The sequence below is a fragment of the Pseudomonadota bacterium genome, from assembly GCA_018823285.1.
GTDB lineage: Bacteria > Desulfobacterota > Desulfobulbia > Desulfobulbales > JAGXFP01 > JAHJIQ01.
Map to the genome: position 1 here is coordinate 1 of JAHJIQ010000012.1, position 14,764 is coordinate 14,764.

A 14,764-nucleotide genomic window follows, 5' to 3' on the forward strand; every position below is an offset into this window, starting at 1 on the left:
AGTTACTCACTCTTGGTTCAACAGGTTTAGAAAACTATTGGTAAGATACGAAAAGCTTACCGAAACCTACGAAGCATTGTTACATATGGCGGCGGCAATAATTGCCTTCAGAAAAGCTGGCGTTATTTACGGATAAATTCTTATTCTCTGATCGCAACGTTCTTAAACGTCAGGGCTGGAGAGGAGCTTCCCATAAAAAAAGAAGGCCCGACATGAACCATGATTTCATGCCGGGCCGGGAATAATGTTTTTGCCGGTGCCTCTTAAATGACCGGATTACAAACAGGGTCGTAACCTTACTTCAATGATGCCACCAAATCCTTGACCGTCTGACCATTCGGTGCCATTGCGTTGGGGTTGATGGTCAGCAATTCTTCCCAGCTCTTGATGGCCGCATCCTTCTGGTTCAGATCGTACATGAGAACGATGCCCTTGTTGAAGCGGGCTTGTTCATGGGTCGGGTTGAGGTTCGCGGCCTTGTCAAAAGACTGGATGGCCAGATCCGGTTGTTTGTTCCGCCTGTACATAACACCCAGATCTACCAGAACATCCGCCTGGGACGGATTGAGCTCCAGGGATCTCAGATAGGAATTGATGGCTTTCTGATACATATTGGAATCAAAATAGACATGGCCAAGGCTTGTCCAGGCCTGAACATCCTGAGGATTTGCCGCAACCTGGCCCTCAAGGGTCAGTATTCTTGACGCCTGATCAGGCGCCAAGCCGCCACCCTGAACCGGACCCGAGGCCTGCTGCCTGTTCTGTCCGGGCGCCTGGACCTGGGTAGACTGCATGCTGCTGAAAACCACACCAACCAGGAATCCTGCGACAAATGTAATCAGAGCCACAACCAGCATGAACTCTTTTTTCACCATGCCATCTGCTGCACTTTTAGCTGCCATAATAAACAAATCCTCCACAGTATTTTTAAAATCTGGTTTAATTTCTTTGTGATGGGATAAGATACTACCAATGAGTCACAATATTTGGCAAGCATGTTGAACATGAAAAGCAAAAAGTTCCATGCTTTCAGATGAACAAAGACCATTCAGGATTTGTGTTCACCGGGTTTTCTTACTCACTCAAATCACATCAGCTATAAATTAATTATGCCTCCTGAAAAAAAATTCCTCGCCTGTGACATTGGTGGTTCCAAAACCAATCTCTCTCTGGTTACACGTGCAGGGGGACCGTTAGCCCCAATCGCTGAAGCAACCCTCAAATCCGCCGACTTCACGGATGCAACGGAGTTGATCCTGAAGTTCCTGGCCGACACCTCCGCCCTTCCGGAACAGGCGTGCATCGGGGTGGCCGGTCCGGTAATCGATAACCGGTCAACCACCACCAACCTTCCATGGTTTATTGATGGAGACGCACTTTCACAAGTAACCGGAATCAGAAAGATCAGGCTGATCAATGATCTTGAGGCGACAGCCGCCGCAATCACCCTGATCGATCAAAAGGATCTGTATACCCTGAATGAAGGTCACGGCCTGCCGACCGGCAACATAGCCGTCATCAGCCCGGGAACGGGCCTTGGTGAATCCTTTCTCATCTGGGACAAGGGATCGGGCTCATACCTCCCCCACTCTTCCGAGGGAGGCCACACGGATTTCGCCCCCTGCAACAGTATTGAAGACCAAATGCTTGGGTACCTGAGAAACAGGATCGGGCATGTGAGCTATGAACTTGTCTGCTCGGGGCTGGGGTTGTCGAATATATATTTTTTTCTGAAGGATTCCGGTCTGCACGAAGAACCGCCCTGGCTGTCCGATCTGCTGATTTCCGCCGAGGATCCGAGCATGGTGATCATCAATACCGCTCTGGACAGGGACCGAGAGTGCCCCATCTGCAGTGAAACGGTAAAGATGTTTGTTTCGATTCTGGGGGCTGAGGCGGGAAATCTGGCGATCAAGGTCATGGCCCGTGGCGGCGTCTATATCGGAGGCGGAATTCCTTCAAGGATCACCAGCATCCTCGACTCAAGCGCCTTTCTGAAAAGCTTTCTGAATAAAGGCAGGATGTCAAGGTTGCTGACCGATATCCCGGTGAACGTGATCCTGGACCAGAAAGCGCCTTTAAAGGGTGCGGCAAAAATGGTTCTTGCCGGTTTATGATCCATCTTGATCAGCCGGATATTTCACTTCCGGATCAGCTGTCAGTTTAATGAAATATCAAGCCAGGTCGCGACGAAGATTGTCAGACTGATCAGGCCGTTCAGGGTAAAGAAAGACATTTTTATTCTGGACAGGTCCTTCGGATTCACGATCAGGTGCTGATAGAAAAGGGCGATGGCGGTCACAATGATCCCTGCATAGAAATACATTCCCAGTTTCTGCTGCACGCCGGTCAGAACAAACAGCACAAAAGCCAGCAGATGAAAGAAAACCGCGAGCCGAAAAGCCCCTTCCCTGCCGAATCGGGCGGGCAAGGAAAAAAGCCCTGCCTCCCGGTCGAAATCCGCATCGAGACAGGCATAGACCGTATCAAACCCGGCAACCCAGAGCAGGACCCCTGCCGAAAGCACATAGGGAAAACCGGCAAGACTGCCGGTCACGGCGACCCAACCGCCCAGAGGAGAAAAGGCAAGAGCGATACCGAGAACGACATGGCAGAGCCAGGTAAACCTCTTGGTCAACGAATAAAAGAAGGTGAGACCCAGGGCAAACGGAGAAAGAATCAGGGTCAGACGGTTGAGGTTATAGCAGGCGAAAAAGAAGATGGCCGCAGCAATGACGACCATCAGCCACGCCTCCCATAATTTGACGGCTCCGGCGGGGATGGCCCGGTCGGCGGTTCTTGGATTCTTCCGGTCGAAATGACGGTCGGCGATCCGGTTGAAGCCCATGGCGCTGGTCCTGGCACCAACCATGGCCGCAAGTACCCAGAGGAAAACCTCCGGAGAAGGCGCGCCCCTGCCCGCCAGGAATGCCCCCATGAAGGCGAACGGCAGAGCAAAAACCGTATGCTCGAATTTTATCATTTCAAGCATGATGCCTATTTTCCGTAACATCACTATTCTCCCCGAGCTATTTTCCACCCTGCCAGCGAGGCTGACCGGGGATTTCGATATCAAGGTGGTCCGCAAGTCTGCCGCAGAAAATCCTGGCCATTTCCGCGAAGGAATCCACCCCGTGATAATGGGAGTGGACCAGCGGGCAGATCGTTGCCCCGCCATCATGGGCCTTCAGCATATTTGTGAGATGGCTCCGGTTGAAGGGCGTTTCCCGGACCGCAAGCAATAGCGGTCTGCGCTCTTTCAGGGTAACATCGGCGGCCCGGTGAATGAGGTTTGCGGAGATCCCGTTCGCTATCGAGGCCAGGGTCCCCATGCTGCAGGGCAGCACCACCATCCCGGCAAACCGGGCGGACCCGCTCGCCATCTCGGCGGCGAAATCTTTGCTGTCACTCCAGGAACCCGCCATCCCGGAAAGTTCCTTGAGATTCTTTCCCTCCTCGATCTCCATCACCTTAAGCCCCGCCTCGGAGATCACCGCGTGAACTTCCACGTCAACCTCGCGCATCAGCTTCAGAAACTCGACCGCATACAATGATCCACTGGCGCCGGTAATGGCGAGAATGATTCTCTTCTTCATTTGATCCCCGTATAGATGGTGACAATGCCGAAGGTCACAGGCTTTGCAAACACCTTTGCAAAACCGGATCGCTCCATCATGGCAAGGAGTTCCGACGGTTCATAGAACTGGGCGATGGAACTTGCCAGGTATTCATACGCCTCTTTATCGCCGGAAACAATACCGGCAAGTTTCGGCAGGACTTTCCCCAGATAAAAATTATAGAGAGGCTTGATCAGCGGATTTTTCGGTCTTGAAAATTCGAGGATCAGAAGCTTGCCGCCGGGTTTAATGACGCGATACATTTCGTTCAACCCGTCCTGGGTCCTGGCGAGGTTGCGGACCCCGAAAGCAACGGTGATCCCCCAACAGCTGTCAGTGGCTGCGGGAATTTTCTCGCCGTCCCCGCAGACCGGCATGATCCGTTCTTTCCGGCCATCGGCAGGCATCGTCCTGATCCCCGCCCGCAGCATCTCTTCACAGAAATCGATGGCGAGCACAGTGCGATTCTTCTCCTGCCTGGTCAGCTCCAGCGACAGGGGCAGGGTCCCGGCACAGAGATCGAGAATCGTCCCCTCGGGAAACTCGCTGAGCATCCTGGTAGTGAGCCAGCGCCAGTAGCGGTCGATCTGCATACTGAGCAGCGAATTTAAAAAATCATACTTCCCGCTGATCGAGGAAAACTTCTCTCTCACAAATTTCTTTTTGTCTTCCGGGGTGTTCATAAATAACTCTAGGTTCCGTTTTAGTTTGAGATCAGTCGCATATTTTGAGAGGAAGCGAATCCGGATGCGCCTCTCCCCTTTCGATCAGGTATTCGATAAAGAGCTGCAGAGCCTTCTGTTTGCCGGCATCCAGATCGTACTGGATGCCCTGCAGATATCGGACACACGCTTCGATCGGCATCGGGATCCGGGGCGCAACCAGGGCGCTGATCAACGTAAGATTGGCAAGCCCCGCCTTGCGGCAGCGGAGAAGCTCCCGATGGATCTCAAGAACCGTGTCCGGTGCAGCCTGCCGGAACTCTTCCCGCACCGCCCAGACCGCAAAAACAAAGGGCAACCCGGTCTCTTGGTGCCAGGCATGGCCCAGGTCCATCTGCAAAGGGAAGATTTTTTCCCCGGAAAGTCGGAGCGCTTCATCACCGATCGCCAATACCGCGTCATATCCGGCAAGATCGGAAAGATGTTTACCGATCGCCCCTTTCTCATATCTCGGGACGACCTGATAAAATTTTTCGAGAATGATGGCCAAGAGGCTGATCGAGGTCTGGGACTGGGCGCTTAAAAGAACTCTGGCCCCGGAGAGATTTTCCGGGGCGACCTTCGAGAAGAGGAACACACTGCCCACCTCTCCGGTCGCGGAGATCGACAGATCATCCAGCAGCATATATTTGTCCGGATGGGCCGCATATTCGTGGGATGAAATAAACCCGAGATCAAGCTCCCCCATGAATAGCCGCCGGTTCAGTTCCGAGGGCGCGGCCTCGACAACCTGCCAGTCCGTTCTTTTCACCGAACTCTTCCACACCTCATAGATCGGTGCGGTATTGATGAAATTGACCATCCCGATTCGTGCCGAAACCCCGCTCTTCATCAGATCATTCCACCCATTCGGTTTCTACCGCCAGACCGGCCGTGACCAGCCATCGCAGGGCTCCCTGCCGGTCATCTTCAGGGAGATCACCGGTCACCGCAAGGAAATTCGCTGAACAGCCGGTTGCCAGTGACCCTATTTTATTCTCCAGGCCGAGAAGTTCCGCCCCATTTCTGGTCGCCATTTTCAGGAGATCCAAAGGGTGGATTTCCGGAAACCGGTCGGCCAGCAGGCGCATCTCTTCCCACAAGCTCACCTGCGGGTTACTGGCCGGACTGTCGGTGCCGAGAACAACCCGCAAACCACTCTTGACGAACTTGTCAACAGGGGCAACTCCTACCCCCAGAAAGTTGTTGGATCCCGGGCAGGCACAAACGGTGACGCCGCGGGAGGCCATGATTTCAATATCCTGGTCGGAGACCTGCACACAGTGGACGCAAAGGGTGTTTACATCAAGCGCCTGCAGGTCATCCAGATAGGCAACCGGGCTCTTGCCCGGGACCTTGAATGAACCGTCCCACACCCCTCTTTCCTCAAGAAAATCCCTGAAGACGCCACGGCCGGTCGCCAAAAACTCTACCTCGCCCGCCGACTCGGCCACATGCACCGGCATGAGATGCCCGAGAGCGCGGCACCTTTCCTTCACCATTCTGATCACATCCGGATGCACGGAATACGGGGAATGCACGGCCAAATGATCGGAATCGGCAAGGGATTCGATAATCTGCCCGGTCCGGCCGATGGCCTCCTGCCCGAGTCCCAGAACCTCAAGAAAGAATCGGAGATCCATCTTGAAATTTTCTCCGAGAGTTGCACTTTCCGGCTGATTGCCGATATCGATCACCCCCCGGCAGCCACCACCATACATCCGGGCCAGGGCCTGCCAGGAAGCCATTCTGCTCTCTTCAGGGTCGGGCGGCTGTTCCCTTTCGGCAAGCAGCTCCCTGATCCACCCGGTCATATCCCCGGTATGGGTTGGACGGTCGCCACCGGCGAGGGCGGCAAAACAGGAAAGTTCCAGATGCGAGTGACAATTGACCATCGCGGGCAGCAACACCGCTTTGCCATGGTCCACCAGAACCGCATCATTCTCCTGCAGAGCATCGTACCGGCCGACAGCGGTGATCACACCTTCTTCGGTAAGAACCGCGCCGTCGGAAAGGATTTCCGGCAGGTTGCGGTCAGCCGCCATCGGGACCACATACCGCGCCCGGTGCAGATATCTTCGTTCCTCGATCATTTTGCGGGCTTGTCCACCAGGGTGTAATCCATTCTTCGCTGACAGGCTTTGAACCCGGCATCTTCCACAAGGTGGCGGATTTCTTTTTCTGATAGGCGAAAGCCCACTCCGGCCGCGGCCACCACGTTTTCCTCGATCATGGTGCTGCCGAAATCATTGGCCCCGAAGAAGAGCGACAACTGGGCGATCTTCGGCCCCTGAGTGACCCATGAGGCCTGGATGTTCGGGACATTGTCGAGGAAGATCCGGGACAGGGCGAGCATTCGGAGATACTCCATGCCGGTTGCGGTCGGGATGTGCGAGAGAACGGTATTGGCAGGCTGAAAAGGCCAGGGAATAAAGGCAGTGAAGCCGCCGGTTCTCTCCTGCAGAGTGCGCACCCTCTCCAGATGCTCAAATCTTTCGGCCACGGTTTCAATATGGCCGAACATCATGGTGGCGGTTGTTTTCATCCCGAGGGTATGCGCGGTTTCCATCACCCCGAGCCATTGTTCGGTATTGCATTTTCTGGGAGCGGTATCCTTCCGGACCCGGTCGGTCAGGATCTCCGCCCCCCCTCCGGGAATCGAATCAAGCCCGGCAGCCTGGAGCCTTTGAATGACCTCTTTGCTCGACAGGCCGGAGAGTTCGGCGAAATGACAGATCTCCGGCGGCGAAAAACCGTGGATATGGATGCCATACCCCTTGATGAAGCGCAGCAGCTCTTCATAGTAGCTGAACGGCAGATCCGGATGCAGCCCGCCCTGGAGAAGGATCTGGGTGCCGCCGAGTTCCAGGGTCTCTTCGATCTTCCGCCCCAGTTCCTCATCGGTCAGCACATAACCCGCCTTGTCTTCGGGGGCTTTGAAAAATGCGCAGAATTTGCAGGCGGAAATGCAGATATCGGTATAGTTGATATTCCGATCGATCACATAGGTGACCATGGGTTCCGGATGCTTTTGCCGTTTCACCGCATCGGCCAGAAATCCCAGCTGGTAGAGATCCGCCTCTGCCGCCAGCTGCAACCCTTCACCGACCGAGATCCGTTCGCCCGCAAGGCTTTTGTCGATAATTTTATCCACCATTTCAATAGACCTTGATCACATTATACAGGGTATCCCGCTCGACCGGTTCCCGACCCGCGCCCCTGATCAACCTGATCAGCTCGGTGTCGCTCAGGGCCTGGGCCGACTCACCGCCGGCCATCTTGGTAATCCGCTCTTCCTTGACCGTCCCGTCCATGTCGTCGGCGCCGAAGGAAAGCGATACCTGGGCAAGCTTCGGTCCGATCATGACCCAGTAGCCCTTGATATGGGGGAAGTTGTCGAGAAAACAGCGGGCGACCGCGATATTTTTCAGATCATCGATGCCGGTCGTCCGGGACAGATCATGCATTTCAGTGTTCTTGGGGTGGAAGGCAAGCGGGATAAAGGTGAGGAAACCGCCCGTTTCATCCTGGGCGGAACGGAGCATGTCGAGATGCTCCACCCGCTCTTCCAGGGTTTCGATATGGCCATAGAGCATGGTTGCGTTCGTATTGAGGCCGAGGGAATGGGCGGTTTTCGCGACCTCGAGCCACCCCTCGCCGGAGAGTTTTTTCTCGCAGGTGATTTTCCTGATCCTCGGGCTGAACACCTCGGCCCCGCCCCCGGGAATCGACCCGAGCCCCGCCTCTTTCAGTTCCAGCAGGGTGTCTTTCACGCTCTGCCCCGACAACTCCGCGAGATGGGCGATCTCGACACAGGTGAAGGCCTGGATATGGATCTCGGGCCGCACCTCCTTGATGCCCTTAAGCATCTCGAGATAATAGGAATACGGCAGATCCGGGTGGATACCGCCGACCACATGCACCTCGGTGATCGGCTCATCGAGTCTTTCCCGGACTTTCTGCTGTACTTCCGCAACGCTCATCTCATACGCCTGATCAGACGCCTTGTCCTTGCCGAAGGCGCAGAATTTACAGAGATTGGTGCAGATATTCGAATAGTTGACGTGCTGGTTGTAGATGAAATAGGCCTTGTTGCCGTTTTTGCGTTCCCGGACGATATTCGCAAGATACCCAAGGGCCAGGATATTCGGGCTCTGATACATGCCCAGCGCGTCTTCCCGGGTGAGCCGCTCGTCATTTTTAATCTTGGCCAGGGTTTCCCCCAGACCGGCTTCAATGATCATTTTTTCCATAAGTTTTTCCATAAACCTTGTTTATTGACCTGTCATAATCCCCGTGTGCAGAATATCGACCAGCTGATCGACCAGGACATCAATTTCAGTACCCTCCCTGCCGAAGATATGTCCGTTCTTCGCCCTGGCCTTTTCCACCAGAAAACTCTCCAGCAGACTGTTCACCATAAATACAATCAGCTCCGGCGAAAGTTCCGGCCTGATCGCCTGCTTTTTCTGGCCTTCGACCAGAAGCGGCTGAAAATATTCATGCGGGAACAGCCTGACCACGGAAAGAAGGTCATCGCGTCTCGGGGTATCGTCCCGATACAGGATATTCTGATAGAATCTGAAAAATTCAGGATACCGGTCGATAAATTCAAGACCGGACCGGACAACACTTCTCAACTGGCTGGAAAAATCATTCGCGTCATCCTTTTCACCAGCCTTGACAGATTCCTTGACAATCCTGGTGAATTCACTGAAAACATACAGGAACAAAGCTTCCTTATCTTCAAAATACTGATAGAAAGAACCCTTGGCGATTCCGGCATCCTTGACGATCCGGTTCACACTGGCCTGGGCATAGCCCGCCCGGGCAAATTCAGACACTGCAGCCCCCAGCACCCTCTCCCGCTTTTCCCGGGAAAGGTTCAGATATGTTTCTTTCGGCATGTAAACTTGATTCCGCATGATATGACCAGGTGGTCACATTATGATGAGAGCCTCATTTTTGCAAGGAAAAATCCCAAAAAAAAAATCGGATTGAGACATAAATTAATAAGGACAAAATGAAAGCGAATAGTTTAAAGTCCAAAGCTATGAAACCTGACAATAACGCCAATGGCCAGTCCATTGTGGAAATCCTGAAAAGCCACCCTTTTTTCTGCAGATGCGACAGATTATCTCTCTCCCGGCTCATTCCCCATTTACAGGAAAAAGAACACCATCCCGACGAGTGCCTCTATGCCGATTGCACGCATGGCGAGGAACTGTATCTCATTCTCGAAGGATCTCTCTGTCTGGAACTTGAGAATGGCACCAGAAATGAAATCACCGGCGGCCTGCTGGGTGAAGAGACCTCCATCGGCAAGAAAAGATATTCGGGAACCGCCACTTTCACCAGTAAATCCCGGGTGATCGTATTCCCGGTCGCCCCGTTCAAGAAGTTTCTTGAGGAAAATGCCTTTCTAAAAGACGACATCACCCGTTCGTACATCCACAAGCTTTCACCGATTGAAAACCATACCCCATACGAGGATGATTCTTTTTCACCCCCCAATGCCATACATAATTCCGCCCTCGTTCAGACTTTGGGCTGGATTCTTGCCACCATTCTTCCCTTATGCACCGTCTATTTTCTCCGGAATGATCCGACTGTTCCGAATGACCAGGCCCTGTATCTGATCGCGGTGGTCAGCTGTGTCGGCATCATGTGGATGTTCCAGCTGCTGCCGGATTTTATCCCCGCTCTCTTTGCGGTTCTGATCACGATCCTGCTGGGGCTCGCCCCTACCGAAACCATTCTCTCCGGTTTTGCCTCGAAAAGTTTCTTCATGGCCTTGAGCATCCTTGGTCTCTCCGCGGTATTGATGGCCTCCGGTCTCGGCTACCGGTTATTGCTTCTGCTCCTGAAGAGTGGGCCGGCGAACAAATGGTGGTACAACACCTGCGTTTTTATCATGGGTTTTATCCTGACCCCTCTGGTCCCGACGGCAAACGGCAGAATTGCGATCGTCGCCCCTTTTGTCTCGGAACTTCTGACCCTGTATGATGCAAAAACCGCACGGCGGGAAGCGGCCCGCCTGACCGTCAGTGTTCTGACCGGAGCGGGTCTTTTCTCGGCGATATTTTTGAGCAGCAAGTCCATTAATTTCATTATCTACGGAACTCTGCCCATGCAGGAACAGGCCAGGTTCCAATGGATGTACTGGTTTTATGCAGCATCGGTCTGCGGCGGAATCATGATGGTCCTCTATCAGATCGGTTTCGCCCTGCTTTTCAGGACCCCCGGCACGGCAAACATTCCCAGGAAATCCATCCGGGACCAGCTTGCAATTCTCGGCCCGCTCAACAAGGGCGAATGGGCAGCGATCGCAGGCTTTGTTGTTCTGGTCACAAGTTTTGCCACCAATTCACTGCATCGCATCGAAGTTCCGTGGGTGGCCCTGGCGATCTTTTTCGCCCTGCTGATGTACGGCTTCATCGACAAGGAGAAATTCAGAAAACATATCGATTGGTCATTTCTGGTATTCCTCGCCTCCCTGATCGGTCTCGTCGCCTCCATGAAACATACCGGCGTCGATAAGTGGCTGACCGGCCAGTTCAGCTGGCTGAATGTGATCATGGCGGAGGATTTTCATATCTTCATCGCGATGCTTGCATTGGCGATCGGCGCCGTCAGGTTCATCCTGCCGATCAACGCAACCGTCATCATCTTTGCCACCCTTCTGCTGCCCACGGCGGAAAACATCGGGGTCAACCCCTGGCTGGTCGGCTTTCTGATCCTCTTCATGTCGGAGTCCTTTATCCTGCCCTATCAGGCCTCCTATTATACCCAGTACTGTTCGATAACCGGCACCGGACATCCCCATGATGACAAGCGGCTGCTGCCCTTTTATCTCGCGATCATCGTGATGAAGCTGATCGCCATCTATGCCTCCCTGCCATTCTGGAAACACCTGGGGCTCTTATGAAGAAAACAACCCTCACCAGCCTGACCATGAGTCTCTTCTTCCTGACCACCATTCTGGTCGTGGTCTGGATGAGTTACAACAAGCCCAGAGTGTTTATCCTGCACAGCTACAGCAATGATTACGTCTGGACCGAAGAGGTGAATGTCGGTATCGAAAGAACCCTCGCCAACCAGAAATGGCTGCTGGTCCGCTATCACTTCATGAAGACCAAGAAGTTCAAAGATGACGCATCCCACCGCCGGGCGGGGATAGCCGCAAAAAACGCCATCGACAAGTTCAGACCCGATGTCCTGATCGCGGTCGATGATTATGCCCAGAAGCTGGTTGCCGCCAAATACGTGAACCACCCGACCATGCAGATCGTTTTCGCAGGGGTCAACGGCTCCATCGAACCCTACGGCTACTACAAGGCGAATAATGTCACGGGAATCGTTGAAAGAAAGCAGGTGAAGGCAATCAGGGAAGTCATCCTTCTCCTGGCGGCCAGTGACCAGAACAGGAAAGGGGGAAACCCCTTGAGAACACTTTTTCTCTCAGATCCTGCCCTTTCAGGTAAAATGGACACGGAATACGTGGATGCTTTCGACTGGCAGCCGATTGATCACCAGGGCTCGATCCATGTCAATGATTACGATGAGTGGCGGGAGATTGTCGGTAAGGCGGGAGAAATGACCGACTTCCTGCTGGTCTCCGGATACCGGAAGCTGCCCCGGTCAAAAACGGACGAAAAGTTTGTTTCACCCGAAGAGATCATGACCTGGACCGAAGAAAACTCCCCGGTCCCGGTGATCGGCATGAACTTTTTCAACACCGGCGATGGGGCGATGCTCTCGGTCGGGGTCTCTCCCTACGAGCAGGGGGAAGTCGCGGCCGGCCTGGCGCTCGATATCCTCTGCGGCAGAAAGAAGGTGAATGAAATTCCGGTCCAGGTTTCGCAGCAGTACGTGATCTCGTTACGAAACTCCGCGATCCGGAAAAGAAATATGGAAGTGCCGAAGATCTTCGAGGCATTCGCCAGGGCGACCAATAACTATTTTGATTGATAACCGTTTCCTTATCAGATGAGAACCATGCACAAGACAATCCTCCCCTTGACCTTTCTGATCATGTACTTCATCTCACTTCCCTTTACCGGTGCGGCCTTTGCCGGTGACAAGCTGCGGACGGCGGTGGTGGAATTCGAGGTGAAGGGAGAAGTGGAGCTGAAAGAGGCGGGGTCGATTGTTGCCGAGTGGATGATCAACTCCATTGCCAAAACCGCCGTCTTTGATCTGCAGGAAAGGGTGCTCTTAAAAAAAATCCTCGAAGAGCAGAAACTCTCCCTCGGCGGCCTGGTCAGCGAAAAGGAATCGACCGCAAAAATCGGCGAACTGTTCGGCGTCCAGGCGATCATCACCGGCAGTGTGATCCGCTGGGAAGACACCGTTTCGGTTACCGCCCGGCTGATCGACACCTCCACCGGCTCGATCATCAGGACGGCAGAGATCAAAACCGGCAACATGAATACCGTGCCGTCAAGAATCGATGAACTGGCCCTGATCATTGCCGGGCTTAAAAAAGCGGAGATCTCGGCAACCAATGCCGCACTCGAGCCCCCGAAAATCCCGCATCCCGGCGAGAGGAAATACTGGAAAGACCGGGTTACCGATATGGATTTCGTCTGGATCGAGGGCGGATGCTACCAGATGGGCCAGTCGGCCGAGGAAAGAAAGGTGATTCTCAGCGAATCGGACAGCAAAACCTATGAAAAGAAATACGATGACGAAACCCCGCAGCATAAAGTCTGCATCGACGGCTTCTGGATGGGGATGTTTGAAGTGACCAACCGGCAGTTCAGGTTGTTCGATCCCGCCCACAACAGCAAAGACTACAAGGGAGTCTCGCTTGATGGCGAAAAACAGCCGGCGGTCTATATCAGCTGGGACCAGGCGGATGGTTTTGCCAAATGGCTCACCGGGAAAAATGAGGGCCAGGGCAATTTCCGCCTGCCGACTGAAGCCGAGTGGGAATACGCCTGCCGGGCCGGTTCGGAAACCTCGCGCTTCTGGGGTAATGATTCCGACGAAGCCGGCGAATACGCCAACGTCTACGACCGGACCTCCCAGCAGCAGCTGAACTGCAAATGGGAACACCACGACTGCGATGACCAGTATGTGGTCACCGCCCCGGTAGGCAGCCTCTACCCCAACGACTACCAGCTCTACGACATGCTCGGCAATGTCTGGGAATGGACGATGGACACCTACAGCGAAACCGCCTACAAAACCCATCAAAAGAACAACCCCATCCACACCGGCGAGGGCAACAAGGCCCGGCGCGGTGGCAGCTGGTACAGCGCCCCCGGCTCCATCCGCTGCTCCAACCGCGGCAACCGCTCGGCCGACCGGCAGAATAAGGAGATCGGTTTCAGATTGATCCGGGTTGAAAAATAACCCGGGTATACGGGGCTTTAAGAAAGTGAACCATCCGATGTAAACAGGAATCACCAATACTGCGATCCCCCTGAATCTTTCCAGACTGCACATCCAGAGCTTGTCGAAGGATAAACCTCCACTCTTGACATACCAGCAACCCAAGGCTACAATCTAGACAGACTAGACAAAATGAACATTGTATGAGGTGCGGTTATGGGAAACACATGGCAACTTCAGGAAGCAAAGAATAAATTCAGCAATCTGGTGGACAAAGCCCACCATGACGGCCCCCAGGTTGTTACAAAACACGGCAAGGAATCGGTCGTAATCATTGCCGTGGAAGACTACCACAAACTCAATAAGCCAACGTCTGATTTGGTATCATTTTTTAAAAACTCCCCTCTCTCCGGCACAAACCTTGACTTGGCACGAGACAAAAGTTCTTCACGGAATATTGAATTATGAAATACCTGCTGGACACCTGCGTCATATCAGAAATCATTCGTCTCAAACCATCCACAAAAGTCACCAGCTGGATTAAGAATGAAAATGAAAACAATTTTTTTATAAGTGTTTTGACCATTGGTGAGCTTCACAAAGGGATCGAAAAGCTCGACGAATCGAGAAAAAAACAGGAATTGCACAATTGGGTGGACAGTGATCTCAAGGAAAGATTCTGGACAAGAATCATCGACATTGATTTACAAACGGCAATGACCTGGGGAAAAATCCAGGGCTTGACCGAACAAATCGGCAAACCAATGCCCGCCATAGATGCCCTTATTGCCGCAACAGGCATTACTCATCATCTAACCGTAGTAACCCGTAATACTTCCGACATGATGGAAAGTGGCGTGGCCCTCTTTAACCCCTGGGGGTAGATTGAAGTTAGACCGGCAAGAGCAAATCTCGTTTCCCCATCCCCGCACATCCTGGAATAAAAACAAACCGGTTCTTACCGGCGTGTTGATGATCACCTAATGGAGCCACCCATGATCGGGTTAATGGAGCCACCGGAAAGAGGTCATTTTGGGATTCCGGACGGGTTTAATTTTTGTCGTTTTTAACAGTTTTTACAACCTCTTTTTTTTCGGCCTGGGGCAG

Annotated in this window: 16 protein-coding genes; 7 read left to right on the forward strand and 9 right to left on the reverse strand. The window is 53.3% G+C overall.

Translation table 11 applies throughout. The features are described from left to right. On the forward strand, nt 1-136 hold a 136-nt coding region (locus KKG35_03405), incomplete at its 5' end, for a transposase (protein MBU1737160.1). A gap of 160 nt (nt 137-296) precedes the next feature. Here KKG35_03405 and KKG35_03410 read toward each other — a convergent pair. Continuing rightward, nucleotides 297-902, reverse strand: a complete 606-nt coding sequence (locus KKG35_03410) for a tetratricopeptide repeat protein (protein ID MBU1737161.1) — start codon at nt 900-902, stop codon at nt 297-299. Between the two features lie 207 nt (nt 903-1,109). Here KKG35_03410 and glk point away from each other — a divergent pair, with 207 nt between their 5' ends. After that, a complete protein-coding gene (gene glk / locus KKG35_03415; protein MBU1737162.1) occupies nt 1,110-2,117 on the forward strand; it encodes a glucokinase in 1,008 nt (335 codons plus the stop codon). A 41-nt stretch (nt 2,118-2,158) separates the two neighbouring features. On the opposite strand, the gene ubiA is transcribed toward glk, so the two are convergent. The 8 genes from ubiA to KKG35_03455 are packed head-to-tail and all read right to left on the reverse strand — an operon-like array spanning nt 2,159 to nt 9,225. Next, nucleotides 2,159-3,013: a putative 4-hydroxybenzoate polyprenyltransferase gene (ubiA, locus tag KKG35_03420; GenBank protein MBU1737163.1), complete on the reverse strand. Its 855-nt coding sequence runs from the start codon at nt 3,011-3,013 to the stop codon at nt 2,159-2,161. Between the two features lie 16 nt (nt 3,014-3,029). Next, entirely contained in the window at nt 3,030-3,596 is a 567-nt protein-coding gene (locus KKG35_03425) for a UbiX family flavin prenyltransferase (protein MBU1737164.1), read from the reverse strand. Then, the gene (locus tag KKG35_03430) at nt 3,593-4,300 is read right to left on the reverse strand and encodes a ubiquinone/menaquinone biosynthesis methyltransferase (GenBank protein MBU1737165.1); all 708 of its coding nucleotides are present in this window, start codon (nt 4,298-4,300) and stop codon (nt 3,593-3,595) included. Before KKG35_03430 ends, KKG35_03425 begins: the two co-directional genes overlap by 4 nt. 31 nt (nt 4,301-4,331) lie before the next feature. Next, nucleotides 4,332-5,171 carry a menaquinone biosynthesis protein gene (locus KKG35_03435; protein MBU1737166.1) on the reverse strand — a complete coding sequence of 280 codons (840 nt, stop codon included), beginning with the start codon at nt 5,169-5,171 and terminating at the stop codon, nt 4,332-4,334. 4 nt (nt 5,172-5,175) lie between these two features. Next, on the reverse strand, nt 5,176-6,411 hold the full coding sequence (locus KKG35_03440) for an amidohydrolase family protein (protein MBU1737167.1): 1,236 nt from the start codon (nt 6,409-6,411) through the stop codon (nt 5,176-5,178). Beyond that, nucleotides 6,408-7,475 (reverse strand): dehypoxanthine futalosine cyclase, encoded by a 1,068-nt coding sequence (mqnC, locus tag KKG35_03445; protein ID MBU1737168.1) that lies wholly within the window; start codon nt 7,473-7,475, stop codon nt 6,408-6,410. Before mqnC ends, KKG35_03440 begins: the two co-directional genes overlap by 4 nt. Nucleotide 7,476: 1 nt before the next feature. Beyond that, the gene (gene mqnE, locus KKG35_03450; protein ID MBU1737169.1) at nt 7,477-8,571 is read right to left on the reverse strand and encodes an aminofutalosine synthase MqnE; all 1,095 of its coding nucleotides are present in this window, start codon (nt 8,569-8,571) and stop codon (nt 7,477-7,479) included. Nucleotides 8,572-8,592: 21 nt separating this feature from the next. After that, entirely contained in the window at nt 8,593-9,225 is a 633-nt protein-coding gene (locus KKG35_03455) for a TetR/AcrR family transcriptional regulator (GenBank protein ID MBU1737170.1), read from the reverse strand. Between the two features lie 146 nt (nt 9,226-9,371). Here KKG35_03455 and KKG35_03460 point away from each other — a divergent pair, with 146 nt between their 5' ends. From KKG35_03460 to KKG35_03480, 5 genes are all read left to right on the forward strand, one after another. Next, the gene (locus KKG35_03460; protein ID MBU1737171.1) at nt 9,372-11,246 is read left to right on the forward strand and encodes an anion permease; all 1,875 of its coding nucleotides are present in this window, start codon (nt 9,372-9,374) and stop codon (nt 11,244-11,246) included. Then, nucleotides 11,243-12,289 (forward strand): hypothetical protein, encoded by a 1,047-nt coding sequence (locus KKG35_03465; protein MBU1737172.1) that lies wholly within the window; start codon nt 11,243-11,245, stop codon nt 12,287-12,289. Before KKG35_03460 ends, KKG35_03465 begins: the two co-directional genes overlap by 4 nt. A gap of 27 nt (nt 12,290-12,316) precedes the next feature. Beyond that, the gene (locus tag KKG35_03470) at nt 12,317-13,678 is read left to right on the forward strand and encodes an SUMF1/EgtB/PvdO family nonheme iron enzyme (protein ID MBU1737173.1); all 1,362 of its coding nucleotides are present in this window, start codon (nt 12,317-12,319) and stop codon (nt 13,676-13,678) included. A gap of 195 nt (nt 13,679-13,873) precedes the next feature. Further along, nucleotides 13,874-14,125, forward strand: a complete 252-nt coding sequence (locus KKG35_03475; GenBank protein MBU1737174.1) for a type II toxin-antitoxin system Phd/YefM family antitoxin — start codon at nt 13,874-13,876, stop codon at nt 14,123-14,125. Beyond that, nucleotides 14,122-14,541 carry a type II toxin-antitoxin system VapC family toxin gene (locus KKG35_03480; GenBank protein MBU1737175.1) on the forward strand — a complete coding sequence of 140 codons (420 nt, stop codon included), beginning with the start codon at nt 14,122-14,124 and terminating at the stop codon, nt 14,539-14,541. The genes KKG35_03475 and KKG35_03480 overlap by 4 nt, the downstream gene beginning before the upstream one ends. Nucleotides 14,542-14,764: the final 223 nt, after the last annotated feature.